At 71.7% G+C, this 15,923-nt stretch carries 13 protein-coding genes; 5 read left to right on the forward strand and 8 right to left on the reverse strand.

Annotation, left to right across the window (positions count from 1 at the left end; all coding sequences use genetic code 11):
- Nucleotides 1-158: 158 nt before the first annotated feature.
- The 3 genes from P8A20_RS13625 to P8A20_RS13635 all read left to right on the forward strand — a co-directional run bounded on the left by P8A20_RS13625 (nt 159) and on the right by P8A20_RS13635 (nt 6,136).
- Nucleotides 159-2,120: a DUF8189 domain-containing protein gene (locus tag P8A20_RS13625; RefSeq protein ID WP_147959182.1), complete on the forward strand. Its 1,962-nt coding sequence runs from the start codon at nt 159-161 to the stop codon at nt 2,118-2,120.
- A 91-nt stretch (nt 2,121-2,211) separates the two neighbouring features.
- The gene (locus P8A20_RS13630; RefSeq protein ID WP_306103581.1) at nt 2,212-5,580 is read left to right on the forward strand and encodes a LamG-like jellyroll fold domain-containing protein; all 3,369 of its coding nucleotides are present in this window, start codon (nt 2,212-2,214) and stop codon (nt 5,578-5,580) included.
- Between the two features lie 97 nt (nt 5,581-5,677).
- A complete protein-coding gene (locus P8A20_RS13635; RefSeq protein WP_147959181.1) occupies nt 5,678-6,136 on the forward strand; it encodes a MarR family winged helix-turn-helix transcriptional regulator in 459 nt (152 codons plus the stop codon).
- Between the two features lie 23 nt (nt 6,137-6,159).
- Here P8A20_RS13635 and leuE read toward each other — a convergent pair whose 3' ends face one another.
- From leuE to P8A20_RS13650, 3 genes are all read right to left on the reverse strand, one after another.
- Nucleotides 6,160-6,819: a leucine efflux protein LeuE gene (leuE, locus tag P8A20_RS13640; RefSeq protein ID WP_147959180.1), complete on the reverse strand. Its 660-nt coding sequence runs from the start codon at nt 6,817-6,819 to the stop codon at nt 6,160-6,162.
- A gap of 103 nt (nt 6,820-6,922) precedes the next feature.
- Complete coding sequence (locus P8A20_RS13645) at nt 6,923-8,503, reverse strand: acyl-CoA mutase large subunit family protein (RefSeq protein WP_147959179.1); 1,581 nt, start codon at nt 8,501-8,503, stop codon at nt 6,923-6,925.
- 16 nt (nt 8,504-8,519) lie between these two features.
- On the reverse strand, nt 8,520-8,648 hold the full coding sequence (locus tag P8A20_RS13650) for a hypothetical protein (RefSeq protein WP_261988631.1): 129 nt from the start codon (nt 8,646-8,648) through the stop codon (nt 8,520-8,522).
- A gap of 105 nt (nt 8,649-8,753) precedes the next feature.
- Between P8A20_RS13650 and P8A20_RS13655 the strand changes: the two genes are divergently transcribed.
- Nucleotides 8,754-9,635: a L,D-transpeptidase family protein gene (locus P8A20_RS13655; RefSeq protein WP_147959178.1), complete on the forward strand. Its 882-nt coding sequence runs from the start codon at nt 8,754-8,756 to the stop codon at nt 9,633-9,635.
- A gap of 181 nt (nt 9,636-9,816) precedes the next feature.
- On the opposite strand, the gene P8A20_RS13660 is transcribed toward P8A20_RS13655, so the two are convergent.
- The 5 genes from P8A20_RS13660 to P8A20_RS13680 form a co-directional block, all read right to left on the reverse strand.
- Nucleotides 9,817-10,893: a hypothetical protein gene (locus P8A20_RS13660; protein ID WP_306103582.1), complete on the reverse strand. Its 1,077-nt coding sequence runs from the start codon at nt 10,891-10,893 to the stop codon at nt 9,817-9,819.
- A complete protein-coding gene (locus P8A20_RS13665; RefSeq protein ID WP_147959176.1) occupies nt 10,893-11,576 on the reverse strand; it encodes an RNA polymerase sigma factor in 684 nt (227 codons plus the stop codon). The genes P8A20_RS13660 and P8A20_RS13665 overlap by 1 nt, the downstream gene beginning before the upstream one ends.
- A gap of 267 nt (nt 11,577-11,843) precedes the next feature.
- Nucleotides 11,844-12,437 (reverse strand): hypothetical protein, encoded by a 594-nt coding sequence (locus P8A20_RS13670; RefSeq protein WP_147959175.1) that lies wholly within the window; start codon nt 12,435-12,437, stop codon nt 11,844-11,846.
- 116 nt (nt 12,438-12,553) lie between these two features.
- Nucleotides 12,554-13,060 (reverse strand): hypothetical protein, encoded by a 507-nt coding sequence (locus P8A20_RS13675; protein WP_147959174.1) that lies wholly within the window; start codon nt 13,058-13,060, stop codon nt 12,554-12,556.
- 183 nt (nt 13,061-13,243) lie between these two features.
- The gene (locus tag P8A20_RS13680) at nt 13,244-14,830 is read right to left on the reverse strand and encodes a beta-N-acetylhexosaminidase (RefSeq protein WP_147959173.1); all 1,587 of its coding nucleotides are present in this window, start codon (nt 14,828-14,830) and stop codon (nt 13,244-13,246) included.
- A 374-nt stretch (nt 14,831-15,204) separates the two neighbouring features.
- Here P8A20_RS13680 and P8A20_RS13685 point away from each other — a divergent pair, with 374 nt between their 5' ends.
- Entirely contained in the window at nt 15,205-15,765 is a 561-nt protein-coding gene (locus P8A20_RS13685; RefSeq protein WP_147960408.1) for a 2-oxo-4-hydroxy-4-carboxy-5-ureidoimidazoline decarboxylase, read from the forward strand.
- Nucleotides 15,766-15,923: the final 158 nt, after the last annotated feature.

A 15,923-nucleotide genomic window follows, 5' to 3' on the forward strand; every position in this document is an offset into this window, starting at 1 on the left:
CCAAGTACGTGACGCCACGGACCTGTTGATGCTGGGGCCACTGATCTCCGTGTGTCGAGACCGGCACACATTGTTCATGTACACGCCATTTTGAAGCGTTTCTTCTTCATGCTTTCGCTACCGCACCGTTCACCCGCGTCCGCCTAGCGTCCAGCAGCATGACCTCAGACATGTCCCGTACCGCTCCTCGGTGGATCGCGGCGGCCACCGCCGTGGCCGCCTCGTTCCCCCTGCTCGTCGCCCTGCCCGGAACGGCGCACGCTGCCGAGGCCGCCGCCTGCACCACGACAGGCCCCACCTACGCGGTCGACTCGGCGGGCAAACTGCTGCGCGCCGACATGCCCACCCCGCTCACCGGCGGGACCCTCCCGACCGCCGGAAGCATCGACACGGGCTGGAACGTGTACGGCAGGATGCTGGCCGGGCAGTCGGCACGCTTCTACGGGATCAAGTCCGACGGCCTCTACCTGAGCCACCGGTCCTCGGGCACCTGGGACATCCACCACAAGAAGATCAGCGACAACTTCGGCTGGCTGGCCAAGGCGGAGGACCGCAACCAGGTCACCATCGACCGGGACGACCGGATCTGGGTGCTGGACAACGAGGGTGTGCTGCGGACCTTCTCGTACGATTCGGCCGGCGAGGCCTGGTCCGCGGACAGCGGCAAGATCCTCGACCAGGGCTGGGAGCGGTACAACCTGATCGTGGCGGCCGACAAGGGTGTGGTGTACGGGCGTTCGGCGACGGACGGCCGTCTGTACCGCTCCCGCTACGACTTCGCGAGCCAGCGCTGGCTGGAGCGCCACGTCGTCGAGAGCCTGGCCGACTGGAACGTGTACACCAAGGGGATCACCTCGGTCGGCGGCGACACGCTCATGGGCGTCACCGCGGCCGGAGCCGCGCACTACTACCGTTTCGACGAGAACATCCGGGACTTCCCCGTCTACAAGAAGACGGTCGGCGCCTCGGGCTGGGCCGCCTACACGAGCGTCGCCGGTGCGCCCGACGCGTGCCGGATCGTCAACACCCACACCCCGGCATCGGTGCCTGCCGGGTTGGAGGAGTACAGCCCGGCCGCCATCATGCAGTCCTCCTCCGGCTCCCTGGAGATCGCCTACTCGGACAACATCGGCCACCTCGTGCACGGCAGGATCGCCGACCCCTCGGACATCAACTCGGCGAAGTGGGCGACGGTCTCGGGCAACGAGGCCTTCTCGGGACGTCCGACTCTCGCGGAGCACGAGGACGGCCGGGTCGTCGTCACGGGACACAACCTCTCGGGTGACATCTGGCAGCTCAACCAGAAGGCGAAGACCTCCGCCGACTGGGAGCCCTGGCTCTCCCTGGGCGGCGCCATGGCCCAGCACCCCGTGACCACGAAGACGGCCACCGGCAGGCTGGTGCAGTTCACCACCGACACGGACGGACGGCCCTGGTACCGGATCCAGCAGCGCCCCAACGTCTCGTTCATGGCCTGGATGCCGCTGAACGGCCTCGGCCTCTCCGGTCCGCTGACCGCCGCCCCGGCCCGTGACGGTATCCAGCTGTTCGGCCGGAACGCGGCCGGATCGATGGTCACCGCCCGGTTCGACGAGGCCGGCACCCTCACGTCCTGGACCGGACTCGGCGACCGGACCGTCACCGGCACTCCGGCCGTCGTCGTCTACCCGGGGTACCGCTACCGCGTGTTCGCCAACGACGGCCAGGGCAACGTCGTCACCACCACCCAGGACACCGAGGGCGGTGCTTACAGCGCGTGGAGCACCATCGCGGGTGTGGTGGCCGAAGGGTCGCCGACCGCCGTGGTCTCCCCGGCGTCGGGCCTGACCGAGATCATGGTGCGCGACGCCACGGGCGGCGTCCACAACACGGGCGAGACCACGCAGGGCAGCGGAGTCTGGCGCACCTGGGACCGGGTGGCCGACGGCGCGGCCGCCGAGCCCACCGCGTTCACCTACACCAACGCCAACGGTCCGCGCTGGGGCTTCACCTTCCGCTCCGCCTCCAACGCCACCTGGATCTACGAGCTCAACGCCAACTTCAGCGCCCTCGCCACCCGCTCCACCGGCCCGTCGGCCCGGTTCACGGGCACCGAGCTGAACGCCCCGCCGGCCGGCTGACCCCGCGCCGACACGACACCCCGCATCCCCACCCACCGCAGTCGTCCCCTTCCGGGACGGCTGCGGTGCCGCCGAGAGAGGCAGCCTTCCCTTGCCCGTTGTCAGCACCAGGACGAGAGCGGTACTGGCGGGCCTGGGCCTGCTCCTCTCGTGCCTCGCCGTGCCCACGGTCGCCGCGCCGGAAGCCAGGGCCTCCGGCACCGCACCGTCCGCCGACGCCCTGACCGGAACCGAGCAGATCCTCTTCCGGTCAGGGACCGGCGGTTACGGCTGCTTCCGCATCCCCGCCCTGGTCCGCACCAGGACGAACGCGCTGCTCGCCTTCGCCGAGGCCCGCCGCTCGCCCTCCTGCGCCGACCGCGGTCCCATCGACCTCGTGGTCCGGCGCTCCACCAACGACGGCCGCACCTGGAGCCCGGTCCGGGTGGTGACGACCGGAAGCCCCGACGATCCGCACACACCCTGGACCCGGAGCAATCCCGCGCCCGTCGCCGACCTCGTCACGGGTGACGTCCTGCTGCTCTCGACCTCCGAGCCGGTACAGCCCGGCGGCAGGCGGACACCGCACGTCCAGCGCTCCACCGACGACGGGCTGACCTTCGGCGCGGCCCGTCCGCTGCCGCGCTTCGCCGGCACCGACAAGGGCTGGTACGGCACCGGCCCCGGTCACGGCATCCAGCTCACCGGGGGCGCGCACCGGGGCAGGCTGGTCGTGGGGGCGTACGAGGAGCCCGATTCCTCGACCGCGTACGTCGGTGTGCTGTACAGCGACGACGGCGGCGAGACCTGGCAGGCGTCCACCACCCCCAACTCCCATGTGAAGGACACCGTCAAGCCGGGTGAGCCCGCCGTCGCCGAGCTCGACGACGGAAGCGTGTACGTCAACGCGCGGAACAACACGGACCCCGTCCACCGCACCCGCGCCGTGAGCACGGACGGGGGGACCACCGTGCCGGCCCAGCGGCCGGCGACCGGCCTGACGACACCTCAGGTGCAGGGTTCGGTGCTCGCTCTGCGACAGACGTACCGCGGCACTCCGGGTGACACGCTCGTGTTCGCGGCCCCCACCCACCCCACCGACCGCCAGGAGATGGGGTTGCGGTGGTCGACCGACCGGGGGGTGACCTGGCAGCAGTCCTCCCGGAGCGCGATCAGTGAGGACCGGGCGGGGTACTCCGACCTCGCCGAGCTCGTGGACGGCCAGATCGGGCTCCTGTACGAGGGCGGTGCGGACTTCTCCGCCGCGCACCTCTACTTCAACCGGTTCACGCCCTCCTCCGTGGGAGTGCCCGGCACGACCACCGGCCCGGCCCATCCGCAGCCCACGCCCGCGGCCGGCCGGACCACCCCGGACACCGGGCCGGACACCAACGACGCCTACCTGGCGGGGGACGCCACACTGGGCCCGGGCCGCTCCCAGCAGGCCCTCGTCCTGGACGGAGCGGGCGACCACGCCGAACTGCCGTACGCTCCGTCGCTGGATCCTGGCGCCGGTGACGTCACCTACTCGTTCTTCTTCCGCCACTCCGCCTCCGCCACGAGCCCCCAGCAGGCCCTGATGTGGGCGTACGGCACTGGCTCGGCCGAGCCGCAGGTGTGGATCAGGGCGCAGCCCTCGCAGGACCGGCTCTACGTCTGGGCCCAGACCGCATCGGGGACCACCGGGCTGGCGCTGCCGGACACAACGGCGTCCACCGCGTTCGGGGACGGGGCGTGGCACCATCTGGCGCTGGTGCGCACAGCGGGCCAACTCGCGCTGTCGGTGGACGGCGGGCCGCCCGCGGTGGCGACCGGCGTCACCGGATCCCTGACGAACACCCTCGACCGGGGCGTCGACGGAATCCGGCTCGGCGCCAAGGCCGACGCGACGGCCAGCGACTCCTACGCGGGCGCGCTCGACGAGTTCCGGGTCCACCGGGCCGCGCTCACCTCCGCCCAGCTGACGGCACTGCGCACCGCGGGCGGTGCTCCCGGCGCCGAGGACACGCTGTCGGTGCATCTCCCGTTCCAGGTGATCGACCGCGCCGACGCCCCGGCCATGGTCTCCGTCGGCATCCAGGACGACGTCTCCGGCCACTGCGCCGACGGCACCCTGCTCGACGGACTGCCCGCAGAGACGACGGGACGCGTGGGCAGGGGGGCGATCGGCGTGTCGGCCACCCGGCCCGGTGTCGAGACTCCGTACCTGCCCGCCCTGGACGTGGGTTCCTCGGACTTCACGTACACCCTGTGGTTCGCCCACGCGGCCACGGCCTCGACTCCCAACGCGGCTCTGCTGTGGGCCTACGGCTCGACATCCGGCAAGCCCTCCCTGTGGGTACGCACCCAGCCGGCCCAGGACCGCCTGCTGGCCTGGGCCCAGACACCCGAGGGACACGTCCAGGTCGCCCTGCCGGACACCGGCGCGTCCACGGCCTACGGGGACGGGGACTGGCACCTGCTGGCCCTGAGCCGCGCCGACGGCGTCCTGCGTCTGAGTGTCGACGGCGCGCCGGCCGTGGAGGCCTCCGGCCTCACCGGTTCCCTGACCGGGGCGGCGGCCGAAGGACTGCGGGTCGGCTCCAAGCCGGACCGCTCCGACGTGCTGACCGGCAGGCTGGACGACGTCCGTCTGTTCGACCGGGCACTGACGCGGACCGAGCTGACCACCGCCACGGCCTCGACGGTCGGCGGCAGCGGCGGCTACCCGTCGGACCTGCCCCGGGTCTGGTGGTCGATGGAGCCGGGCAACACCGAGGTCCACCAGATCCAGCGTTCCGCGGCCGGCCCGGCGACACCGGACTCCTCCGCCCACTGCAACCACGCCTACGTGCGCGGCTCCGCGGCCACGGGTGACGGCAGATTCGGCTCCGCCCTGACGCTCGACGGCACGGACGACGGCGTCGAGCTCCCCTACGGTGCCGACGAGGCACTGGGAGCGGACGACTTCACCGTCGCCCTGTGGTGGAAGTACTCGGCCACCGCGGTCACCGGAGATCAGGTGCTGCTCTGGGCGTACGGCACGGGAGGTGCGGAGCGTCAGCTGTGGCTGCGCGCCAAACCCTCGCAGGACCGGCTGACCGCCCACCTCCAGACGGACAGCGCCACCACGGAGTTGCACGCGGTCGACACGAGCGCGGGCACGGCCTTCGGGAACGCGGCGTGGCACCACGTCGTACTCCAGAGGTCCGGCGACCGGCTGACGCTGTCGGTGGACGGCACCGTCCTCGACGAGGCGGCCGCCCCCTCCGGTGCGGTGACCTACGGCGACGCCTTCGAGGTGTCCGGCGTCCACCTGGGGACCCGGCCGAACGGTGCCGAGTACCTGCAGGGGGCTTTGGACGAGTTCGTACTGGTACGACGGGCCCTGACGGCGCAGGAGCTGACGGCACTGCGCACACTCGGCGCCGACCCGGGGACGGCGACGGTGGTGCGGCTCCCCTTCGAGACGGTGACGGCGACGGGATACGCCCGCATGTGACGCCGGCGGCGGGGTGCCGGGATCCACGGAGCCCGGCATCCGCCGCCCGACAGCGGGCCTTGACCTCAACTTCGCTTGAGGTCCTACGGTCCGGGGCATGGACTACTCACATGACGACGCGGGACTGGCACGGCAGCCCATCGGCTACTGGAGCTGGGCCGCCCACGAAGCGACCGTGACCCACATCCGGGCCGCACTGGCCGAACACGGCCTGACCCAGCCTCCCTGGTGGGTCCTCAACCAGCTCACCGAGGCGGACGGACTCGGCCGCCCGCGCGCGGAGGTGGTCGCGATGCTCCGCGGCTACCTGGACGCGGGCGACTCGCTGGAGCCGGAGATCGACACCCTCGTCGCCAAGGGCCTGGTCACGCAGGACGCCACCGCCCTCCTGCGGCTCACCCCCGAAGGGCACACGCTGCGCGCCGAGGCGTTCGAACGGGTCAGCAGGGCGAGCGCGGAGATCCACGCCGGGATTCCCGACGAGGAGTTCGTGGCCGCCCTGAAGGTGCTCCAGCGGATGATCCACAACGTGGGCGGCAAAGCCTGGCACCACTGAGCCCTGCCGCCGGTCCGGCTCGGTCAGACCCCGCTGAGCGACAGCTTCGCCGCGAAGCCGAGGAACAGCACGCCCGCCGCCGTGGTGGCCCCCGCCGACAGCCGCTTACGGCGGCGGAACGCGTTGGCCAGACGGGTGCCGCCGAATATGAGCGCCGAGAGGTAGAGGAAGCTGCCGATCTGGAGCAGCGTGCCGAGCAGCAGGAAGGAGAGCGCCGGATAGGCGTAGCCGGGATCGACGAACTGCACGAAGAAGGAGATCAGGAACAGGATCGCCTTCGGGTTGATCAGGCTGACCACGAGCGCCCGCCGGTAAGGGTGCTCCACGGCCCCCGCCGGTGCGGCGCTCTCCTCCGTCAGCTCGGCGGCCCGCTGATGCCGTTCACGCCACATCGACACGGCGGTCCGCATCATCCCGATCGCCAGCCAGGTGAGGTACCCGGCGCCCGCGTACTTGACGACGGCGAACAGCACCGGCGTCGTCTGCAGCAGGGAGGCGGCGCCCAGCGCCGACAGGGTCATCAGGACCGTGTCCCCGGTCCACACACCGGCAGCGGCCACATAGCCGGTACGCACCCCGCGCCTGGCGGCGACGGAGAGCACGTACAGCGAATTCGGACCGGGAAGCAGAATGATCAGCACCAGGCCGGCGAGATAGGTCGGGAGATCGGTGACACCTAGCATGGACGGAGTGTCGCACGCGGGTACGACACTCCGCCCTGGTGGTTCACATCGCGGAGGACCAGCCCCCGTCGCCGTCCGGCAGCCGGTCGTGCTGGATCACAGCTCAGAACGCGTCCGTCGGTACGTACGCGCCCCAGACCTCCCGCAGCGCGTCGCAGACCTCGCCGACGGTGGCCCGCTCCCTGAGGGCGTCCTTCATCGGGTGGAGCACGTTGGCCGTTCCCTCCGCCGCCCTCTTGAGCTCCGCCAGCGCCGAGTCCACCGCGCCCTGGTCGCGTTCGGCCCGGAGCTTCGCCAGGCGGGCCGCCTGCCGCGCCTCGATCGCCGGGTCGACGCGCAGCGGCTCGTACGGCTCCTCCGCGCCGAGGCGGAAGCGGTTGACGCCGACGACGACGCGGTCGCCGCTGTCCGTCTCCAAAGCGATGCGGTACGCGCTGCGCTCGATCTCGCTCTTCTGGAAGCCGCGCTCGATGGCTTCGACCGCGCCCCCCAAGTCCTCGACCCTGAGCATCAGTTCCAGGGCGGCGGCCTCGACGTCGTCGGTCATCTTCTCGACGACGTACGAACCCGCGAAGGGGTCCACCGTCGCCGTCACGTCCGTCTCGTACGCCAGGACCTGCTGGGTACGCAGCGCGAGGCGGGCCGACCTGTCCGTCGGCAGGGCGATGGCCTCGTCGAAGGAGTTGGTGTGCAGCGACTGCGTGCCGCCGAGGACGGCCCCCAGGCCCTGCACGGCGACCCTCACGAGGTTGACCTCGGGCTGCTGGGCGGTGAGCTGGACGCCCGCCGTCTGGGTGTGGAAGCGCAGCATCAGGGACTTGGGGTTCTTCGCGCCGAACTCCTCCTTCATCACCTTCGCCCAGATCCGGCGCGCGGCGCGGAACTTGGCGACCTCCTCCAGGATCGTCGTACGGGCGACGAAGAAGAAGGAGAGCCGGGGCGCGAAGTCGTCGACGTCCATCCCCGCCGCCACGGCCGTCCGGACGTACTCGATGCCGTCCGCGAGGGTGAAGGCGATCTCCTGCGCGGGAGAGGCACCCGCCTCGGCCATGTGGTAGCCGGAGATCGAGATCGTGTTCCACTTCGGGATCTCGGCCTTGCAGTACTTGAAGATGTCGGCGATCAGCCTCAGCGAGGGCTTGGGCGGGAAGATGTACGTGCCCCGGGCGATGTACTCCTTGAGCACGTCGTTCTGGATCGTGCCCGTCAGCTTCTCCGCCGGCACGCCCTGCTCCTCGGCGACCAGCTGGTAGAGCAGGAGGAGGAGCGCCGCGGGGGCGTTGATCGTCATCGACGTGGAGACCTCGCCCAGGGGGATCCCGCCGAAGAGGACGCGCATGTCGTCGATCGAGTCGATCGCCACGCCGACCTTGCCGACCTCGCCGGAGGCGATGGGCGCGTCCGAGTCGTGTCCCATCTGCGTGGGCAGGTCGAACGCCACGGAGAGACCCGCCGTGCCGTCGGCGATCAGCTGCTTGTAGCGGGCGTTGGACTCGGTGGCGGTGCCGAACCCGGCGTACTGCCGCATCGTCCACGGCCTGCCCGTGTACATCGTGGGATGGACACCACGCGTGTAAGGGAAGGCGCCCGGCTCGCCGAGCTTCTCCTCGGCCCGCCAGCCGTCGAGCGTCTCCGGCCCGTACACCGGCTCGATGGGCAGTCCCGACTCGGACTCACGCGTCATCTGCTGTGCCTCCCACTCAAAGCTGCTCCTCGGTGACGAGCTGCGCGACGGACTCCGGTCGCAGCGCCAGGGCCTGCGCGTCTCCCTCCGCCGGGACCCTGCTGACGGCTCCTGCCCGGCGGCCCGGCCGTGTGTCTCCCATCATGCGCAGGATTCGGCGACCGGGCAGGACGGGAATCCGTCCCATGAGATGTCCGCGCCGCGCGCCGGTCACGAGCGACCGGCGCCGACGGGCGGGTGAGGGGACGGAATGACACGCGGACGGACGAACGGTCACGGGCTCGGAGCGCGCACCGCCGCCACGGCAGCGGTCGGCCTGCTCGCGCTGGCAACCCTGGCGACGGGCTGCAAGGTCGAGCGGGTGGGGGCCCCGGAGCCCACCACCCTGCCGACGAGAACATCCCCGCGCCCCACGGACGACGCCAAGCCGGGAAGTACGCCGGCAAGCCCTGCGGCCAGTCCCCCACGGACACCGGGCGCGCGGCCCAGCCCTCCGCCCAGCACCCTGATGGCCGTCGGCGACCGGAGCACGCGGGTGCGGGAGCTCCAGGCGCGGCTGCGTCAGATCGGCCACTTCGGCCGCAGCCCCACCGGGTACTACGGCGCCACGACCGTCGCGTCGGTGCGGTCCTTCCAGGGCAGGCGGGGCCTTCCCCGTACGGGGCGGACCGACACCGTGACCTGGGAACGGCTGCTCGCGATGACGCGAAGGCCGACGTCGGGGGAACTCGACCCGCCGGCCGCGGGAGCGGAAGCGGCGAAGCCCGACGCCCGCTGCCTCCAGGGCAGGGTCCTGTGCGTCGACAAGAACACCCGCACCCTGTCCTGGATGATCGACGGCAGCGTCCTCTCGTCGATGGACGTGCGGTTCGGCTCGCAGTACACCCCCACCCGCGAGGGCACCTTCTCGGTGTACTGGAAGTCCCGCCACCACGTGTCGACGCTCTACGGGTCCCCCATGCCCTACGCCATGTTCTTCAGCGGCGGTCAGGCGGTTCACTACTCGCCGGACTTCGCCGCGCGGGGCTACGACGGCGCGTCGCACGGCTGCGTGAACGTACGGGACGAGGGGAAGATCGCGTCGCTCTTCGGCCAGGTGCGCAGCGGCGACAAGGTCGTCATCCACCGGTAGGGCGCTCCACCGGACCGATTGGGGGCGCGGGCGGGACCGGGGGAACGTGTCCCGCCCGCGCCAGGTGCGCTGAGCCGAAGGTACGGGGGGAACCCCGGCTCCTTGCGCGGCCGATGACCAGTCGGCACTTCTTACTGCGCCGTAGCGCCGAAGAACGTTACTGTCAGCACGTTCACGCAGGTCAGCGCGTTACGGGCGAGTAGGTGGACGATGAGCTCGCCGTGGATCCGCTGGTCGGCCCCGAGGTGTCCCGGTCCTTCGGCACGTCGTCCTGCCCGTTCCCCGCGGACGGCGTGCGGAAGGTGATCGAGGGGAGGGAGCCCCCACCGCCCTCGCCGCCGTCCCCGTCCTTGCCGCCGTCCTCGCCCTTGTCGTCGCTCCGGCCGTCGTCACCGTCACGGTCGTCCACGCCCAGCAGACGGTCGCAGAAGCGGTCGAGGTTGGTCTCTCCGTCGGCCAGTTCGAGGAGCCGGGACTCCTCCTCGCGGCTCAGCGTGTCCTCGCGGTAGGCGCGGCAGGCCTTGAGTGACTTCCTGTACACCTCGGCCGGGGAGCGCTCGGGTGTCCGGCGGCCGTCCGTGCCGTCCTGGCTGTCCTCGGCGCCGTCGTCCTGGGCGCCGCCGTCGGCACGGTCCCTCGCGCCGTCGCCGTCCTGTCCGGTGTGCCCGTCGCCGTCGTGCGTTCCCGTGTCCGGGAGGTCGGAGGGCGCGGGAGGGCTGGACGAACGGGGCGGTACGGAAGGCACGGGTGAGGGTTCACCTGAGTCGGGCACCTCGGCGCCCAGTTCCTCGGGGGACGCGGCCGCCGAGACGGACGTGGCCGGGACCGGTGAGCCGTGGCCGATGAACGGTACGGCCAGCATGCCCGTGCCCCCGGCGACCGCCACCCCGCCGAGCGCGCACCCGGCGAGCGAGACGGCGAGGCCGTAGCGCACCGGGCGGGTCCAGCGCGGACGCCGCCGGACCGGGGACGCGGGCGAGGCCCCGATGCGTACGGCGTGCAGGTCGTGCGCCCCTGCGGGTCCGGCGGGCGCACCGGCCCGCTTCCCGTTCCGGGAGGCCTCGCGGAAGGCGGCCAACGCCGCTTCCTCGCCGGGCAGTTCGTCGTCGGGAGCGGCGGGGGTCCGCAGCGCCAGCAGTGCGGCCCGCAGCTTCCGGGCCTCTGTCACCGCGTGATCGTCGACAGGCTCGACGGACTCGCCGCGGAGCAACGACTCCGCCGCGTCCGCGTCAAGCCACTCGTGCTGCTCGTCGGCCATCACATGTCCTTCTGCGTCCACGGACGCGAATGCGTCACACCGGCGGGCGTCGCGGCGCCCTGGCGGCCGGGGCGCTGCGGGGGTACCGCACCGAGCTCCGCCCCCGCCGCCGGAATGCCGTCCTCCGGGCCCGGGTCGGCGCCCACCAGCTCCGCCAGCCGCTTCAGTCCCCGGTGGGCGGCGGTACGCACCGCGCCGGGGCGCTTGCCCAGCGTCTGTGCGGCGCTCTTCGCGTCGAGACCGATCACCACGCGGAGCACGACCGCCTCGGCCTGGTCCTGCGGCAGCTGCGCGATGAGGGACATGGCCCGTCCGGTCGCCAGCGACTCCAGGGCCTCCCCCGCCGTGTCGGACTCGGCGGCCTCGCCCTCCAGTTCGCTCTCGTCACCGCCGACTGCCGGGCGCCTGCCCCGCATCCGTATGTGATCGAGCGAGCGGTTGCGCGCTATCCGGGCGGCCCAGCCGCGGAACCGGTCGGCGTCACCGCTGAACCGGTCGATGTCACGCGCTATCTGCAGCCAGGACTCGGACGCCACGTCCTCGGCGTCCGGTTCACCGACCAGCGTCCGTATGTAGCCCAGCAGCCGTGGGTGCACAGCGCGGTACACAGTACGGAAGGCGTCCTCGTCCCCGTCCTGTGCCGCGAGCACCGCGGCGGTCAACTCCGCGTCGTCCCCCAGCACTCCCTCAACCCGCCCTGCTGATCGGAATCGTAGCTGGTCACCGCTACTGCGCCACCCTGCGCGAGTCAGCACGCTACGTGGTCGGACGGTGCCCCGTCCATGACTTGTACAACCTGCAACTGTCCCCTGACCCAGCGCGGTGTGACAGAAAACGCACCTGTGACGCAGAGATGAGTACGGGGTCGCTCAGCGGCCCTGTGGAAGACGGCCGGGGCCTCTCCTGTGGGGGGTGGCGGCCCCGGTCGTCGTCCCCTCCCCCTCATGACGTCACCTCAGGGGCACGCCGCCGGGCCGGCCACCGCCCCGGGCGCGGCGGGACACCACCGCGCGGAGCACCCGCCGGCCCTCGGTCGACAGGTCCAGGACCCGGCGCAGCCCCGTCCCGCCGCCCTCCGTGCCCGCGGCCTCGGCGAGGCTCTCCAGGATCTCGCCCTGGCGGCGGAGTTCCCCGGTGACGAGCGGCCCGGCGCCCGCGGCTCCGCCGTCCCGGCAGTCCTCGGCGCTTCCCGCGTCGTCACCGGCCGGGAAGTCGTACAGGCGGTGGACGTCCAGTGCGAGCAGCGAGCAGGCGTCCGCCCACACGCGCAGCGGCTCCGCCGTGAAGTCCCGCGGCGCGGCGCCCAGCAGCACGCGGACGCGCGCCACGACGATGTCGCTCCCGGCGGTGTCCTCCAGCTCCGCGTGCACGGCGTCGAGCCGGGCGGCCCAGTCCGCGCCCTTCTCGCAGGCCGCCCAGAGCGGGCGCAGCGGCTCCGGGTCGTGCCCGTCCCCCGGCAGCGGAAGGCAGCGGTCCAGGCAGGCGATCCCGCTCGCGGCCAGTCCTCGCTCGTCGGCACGAGCGATCAGCTCCAGCAGGCTCATCGACGCCTCCCCCATCGGTCCGTCGGTCCCCGGGAGCACACCGCTTCCCGTTACCGCGTACTGCGCCAGATGGCTGAAAAACGTCACTCTTCCGACACGTGAGCTCACAGCGGGACTCAGTCGGACAGGCTCTTGATGCCCAGACGGTCCAGGAAAGCGAAGAAAAGTTCCTCTCCGGACCACTCGGGCCGCTCGATCCGCAGCAGTTCGAGGAGGGGCCCCTCGCGAACGCCGCGGCCGGTTTCGGCCGCCCAGCGGACGGCCCGGGCCGCCGCGTCCTCGGGCGACAGGAAGAGGTCCTCCGGCGCCGGGCCGTCCGGGCCGAGACGCTCGGCCATCGGCGTCCTGCCGAGGCAGGCGTACCAGGACCCGCTGTGCGGCGCCGCCGCCTCGACGGCTACGCAGACCCCGTCCATGACGAAGCCGAGGAGGACCGGCGCCCGTGCGGCGTCGGCGAGTGCGGTCATGCTGCCGAGCGAGGACTCCGTGGGATGGGACCAGACCTGCCACCCGTCCGCGCGGTACTCCCGCAGCGTCAGCCGCTCGCGCGCGTCCCTCAGCGCGGGGTGGCCGATGAGCGGCTCCCCGCTGCGGCCCACGAGATAGCAGCCCCAGAAACCCACGTCGCGCTCCCCCCGCGGTCCGGGCTGACATTCTTCCCACCCGGCGCCGCGGGGAAGCGCGAAAACGGGACCCGACTCGGACGGGGACCCGTCCGGCCGTTGCCGGGACGGGAAACGCGTGTGCCGCGCACCCCCGAGAGGGGTGCGCGGCACACGCGGTGCGGGACGTACGGCGGATACGGCTCAGCCGGTCTCGTCCGCCAGTTGCTGGAACTGCGCCCAGGTCAGCTTCGGCTCGCGCGGGTCCCACAGCTTCTGGGAGACCGCGTTGAGCGGCATCCGGATCCCCTCGGCCACCTGCGCCTGCGTCTGCGCGTTCGGGAAGTCGCCCCAGACCGCGAACCGGCCGCCCAGGATCTGCTTCGAGTAACGCTCGGGGACGGGCTCGGTCCCGCGCAGGACGAACGGGGTCCACTGTTCGTAGATCCGCTCGCCCGTCGGATATGTGAAGTCGTTGGGCTCGCCGAGCACGTAGTAGAGGTACTCGTCGTTGAGGTTGACCACCTTGCGGCCCTCGGCGAGGTAGTCCTGGGGCGGCCGGGCGCCGATCTCCTTGCCCGTCCAGTACTCGACCTCGATGCCCTTGTCCGCGGTGACCGTCCCGCCGCTGAAGAAGCCGTCGTTCCACGCCTTGGGGATCTTCTGAGCCTTGCGGATGACTGCGGCGCGGTCGTTCAGCCAGCCCTCCGTCAGGTCCTGGACGGTGGCGCCGTCGCCGTACTTCTCGACCGCGGCCGCGGCGAGCTGCGGGTAGGAGGCCTGCGGGCTGCTGACGGTGAGCGCCTGGTACTCGTCCGCGCCGACGTGGAACCAGTTGCCGGGGAAGAGCTCGGCGTACTCCTTCAGCAGGTCGTCGACGATCTTCGCCGACCCGGCCTTCGAGATGTCGATGGCACCCTGCCGTGCGACGCCCTGCGTGTTGCGCAGCTGGAGGTCGGGGTGGGCGCGCAGGACGGCACCCAGGTGTCCCGGGGAGTCGATCTCGCCGACGACCGTGATGTGGAGGCTCTGGGCGAGCTTCAGTATCCGGCGGACCTCGGCCTTGGTGAGGTGTTCGTCGGAGACCACCTCGGGGTGCGAGTCGGACTCGATCCGGAAGGCCTGGTCGTCGGAGAAGTGGAGGCCGAGCTGGTTGAGCTTGAGGTCGGCCATCTCGCGCAGCCGGTCCTCTATCCAGCCCGCGGTGTAGTGCTTGCGCGCGATGTCGAGGTTGAGACCCCGCTGCGGCCGGTCGGGCGTGTCCTCGACGACGCCCTCGGGCACGGTGCTGTCGGCGTTCAGCGACTGCTTGAGCGTGCGGGTCCCGTAGAAGACGCCCGCCTGGCCGGGCCCGCTGATCGTGACCTGGTTGCCCTCGGTCTTCAGCGTGTACGACTCCGGGGAGCCCTTGTCCGAGGCCGCGAGGGCCAGCTGGACGTCACCGGACCGGGGGGACTTCTCGCCCCGGTAGCCGATCTTCAGCTCCTTCGCGAGCAGCTTCGCCTCGTCGGTGAGCGCGGGGTCGGCCGCGACGACCGCGCTGTCCTTCGACGGTTTCCAGCCGGGCCCGCGTGCGGCGGTGTGCTCCCGGACCGCGGGTATGGTCCGCGGCGTCGTGGAGAGCGGATAGCTCCGGGTGGGTGACGGTGAGGCGGACGTGCGGGCCGAGGCCGATCCGCTGTTCTGGGACCCCGGGCCCGAGTCGTCGGGCCAGACCACGACGGTGAGGGTCACGGCGGCTGCCACCGCGACGGCGGCGCCGGCCACCAGGGGTGCACGTGAGGGCGACATCGGTCAGAAACCTCCGGATCGGGGGAGAAACAGTTCAAAGAAGATGAGAAAGTCGGGCATTTCCCCCGCTGATTCGTCCATCGAGCGTTCCGAAACTCTCCCGTCCGGGTGAAGTTCTCGCATCATTCGGTTGCGCGCCGCCACGCCTCGCTAGCGTGAAGGGACATACGTACCAGTCCTCACTCCCACTCCGCGCAACCTCGCCGCTCTCCGGGCCCTCTTGTCCAGGGTCACAGATGTCATTCGTCCGAGGAGTCCCGCTGTCCAGGTCCAGCGAGCCGCACCCCGACCTGCCGAAGCCGACGCAGCAGGCAGGCCGGACGGCGGTCCCCGTCCAGCACCGGGGACCTGCCCCGGCCCTCCGGGTGGCCCCCATGGAGGCCACCGTTCCGGAACCAGTGTCGGTGAGTACACCCACGAGTGCCCACTCGAGTGGTCTCGCGCGCTTCAACACCTGGCCCCGGGACCTCGCCGAGACCTCCCTGCTGGAATGCTGCGGGAGCCGCCGGTGGGCTCACCGGCTGGCCGCCCACCGGCCCTACCCCGACGTGGAGACGCTGCTCGCCGCCTCCGACGAGGCGGGATACGACCTCGCGCCCGCCGACATCGCAGAGGCGATCGCCGCGGAGAGCGCCCCGTGCCTGCACCACGACGCCCCCCGTGCCGCCCATCTGGCGCTGCGCGCCGCGCACGCCGCGTACGAGAGCCGGTTCGGCCACGTCTTCGTGATCTGCCTGGACGGTCTGCGCCCCTCCCAGCACGTCGACCAGGTGCTGGCCGCCATCCGCACCCGGCTGACGCACGACCCCGACGAGGAGCGCTCCCTGACCGCGGAGGAGATGCGACGACTCGCCCGGGGCCGCATCATCGAGCTGGTGACGGAGGCGGGGCGGACGCCCGACCCGTTCCCCCCGGTGGCATATGGCCCCCGGTAGCCCGTCCGTGCCTGTTTGACTGCCGCTTTGATCACACCAGAGGCCCCGCCGCCATGGAACCGACAAAGCGTCGCTACGATGGCCGGGGCCGGTGGACCGTACCCGGCCGGGTCAGACCGACAGTCAAGCCGGCCGACCCCAATCCCCGCTCCCGGAGG

This window comes from Streptomyces sp. Alt3, from assembly GCF_030719215.1.
Lineage (GTDB): Bacteria > Actinomycetota > Actinomycetes > Streptomycetales > Streptomycetaceae > Streptomyces > Streptomyces glycanivorans.

Excerpts from the sequence above, each read along its gene's own strand:
- P8A20_RS13680 (WP_147959173.1), bottom strand. The coding sequence starts at position 14,830 with ATGTCGCCCTCACGTGCACCCCTGGTGGCCGGCGCCGCCGTCGCGGTG.
- P8A20_RS13635 (WP_147959181.1), top strand. The coding sequence starts at position 5,678 with ATGGACTACTCACATGACGACGCGGGACTGGCACGGCAGCCCATCGGC.
- P8A20_RS13625 (WP_147959182.1), top strand. The coding sequence starts at position 159 with ATGACCTCAGACATGTCCCGTACCGCTCCTCGGTGGATCGCGGCGGCC.
- P8A20_RS13655 (WP_147959178.1), top strand. The coding sequence starts at position 8,754 with ATGACACGCGGACGGACGAACGGTCACGGGCTCGGAGCGCGCACCGCC.
- P8A20_RS13650 (WP_261988631.1), bottom strand. The coding sequence starts at position 8,648 with ATGATGGGAGACACACGGCCGGGCCGCCGGGCAGGAGCCGTCAGCAGG.
- P8A20_RS13645 (WP_147959179.1), bottom strand. The coding sequence starts at position 8,503 with ATGACGCGTGAGTCCGAGTCGGGACTGCCCATCGAGCCGGTGTACGGG.
- P8A20_RS13670 (WP_147959175.1), bottom strand. The coding sequence starts at position 12,437 with ATGAGCCTGCTGGAGCTGATCGCTCGTGCCGACGAGCGAGGACTGGCC.
- leuE (WP_147959180.1), bottom strand. The coding sequence starts at position 6,819 with ATGCTAGGTGTCACCGATCTCCCGACCTATCTCGCCGGCCTGGTGCTG.
- P8A20_RS13685 (WP_147960408.1), top strand. The coding sequence starts at position 15,205 with ATGGAGGCCACCGTTCCGGAACCAGTGTCGGTGAGTACACCCACGAGT.
- P8A20_RS13660 (WP_306103582.1), bottom strand. The coding sequence starts at position 10,893 with ATGGCCGACGAGCAGCACGAGTGGCTTGACGCGGACGCGGCGGAGTCG.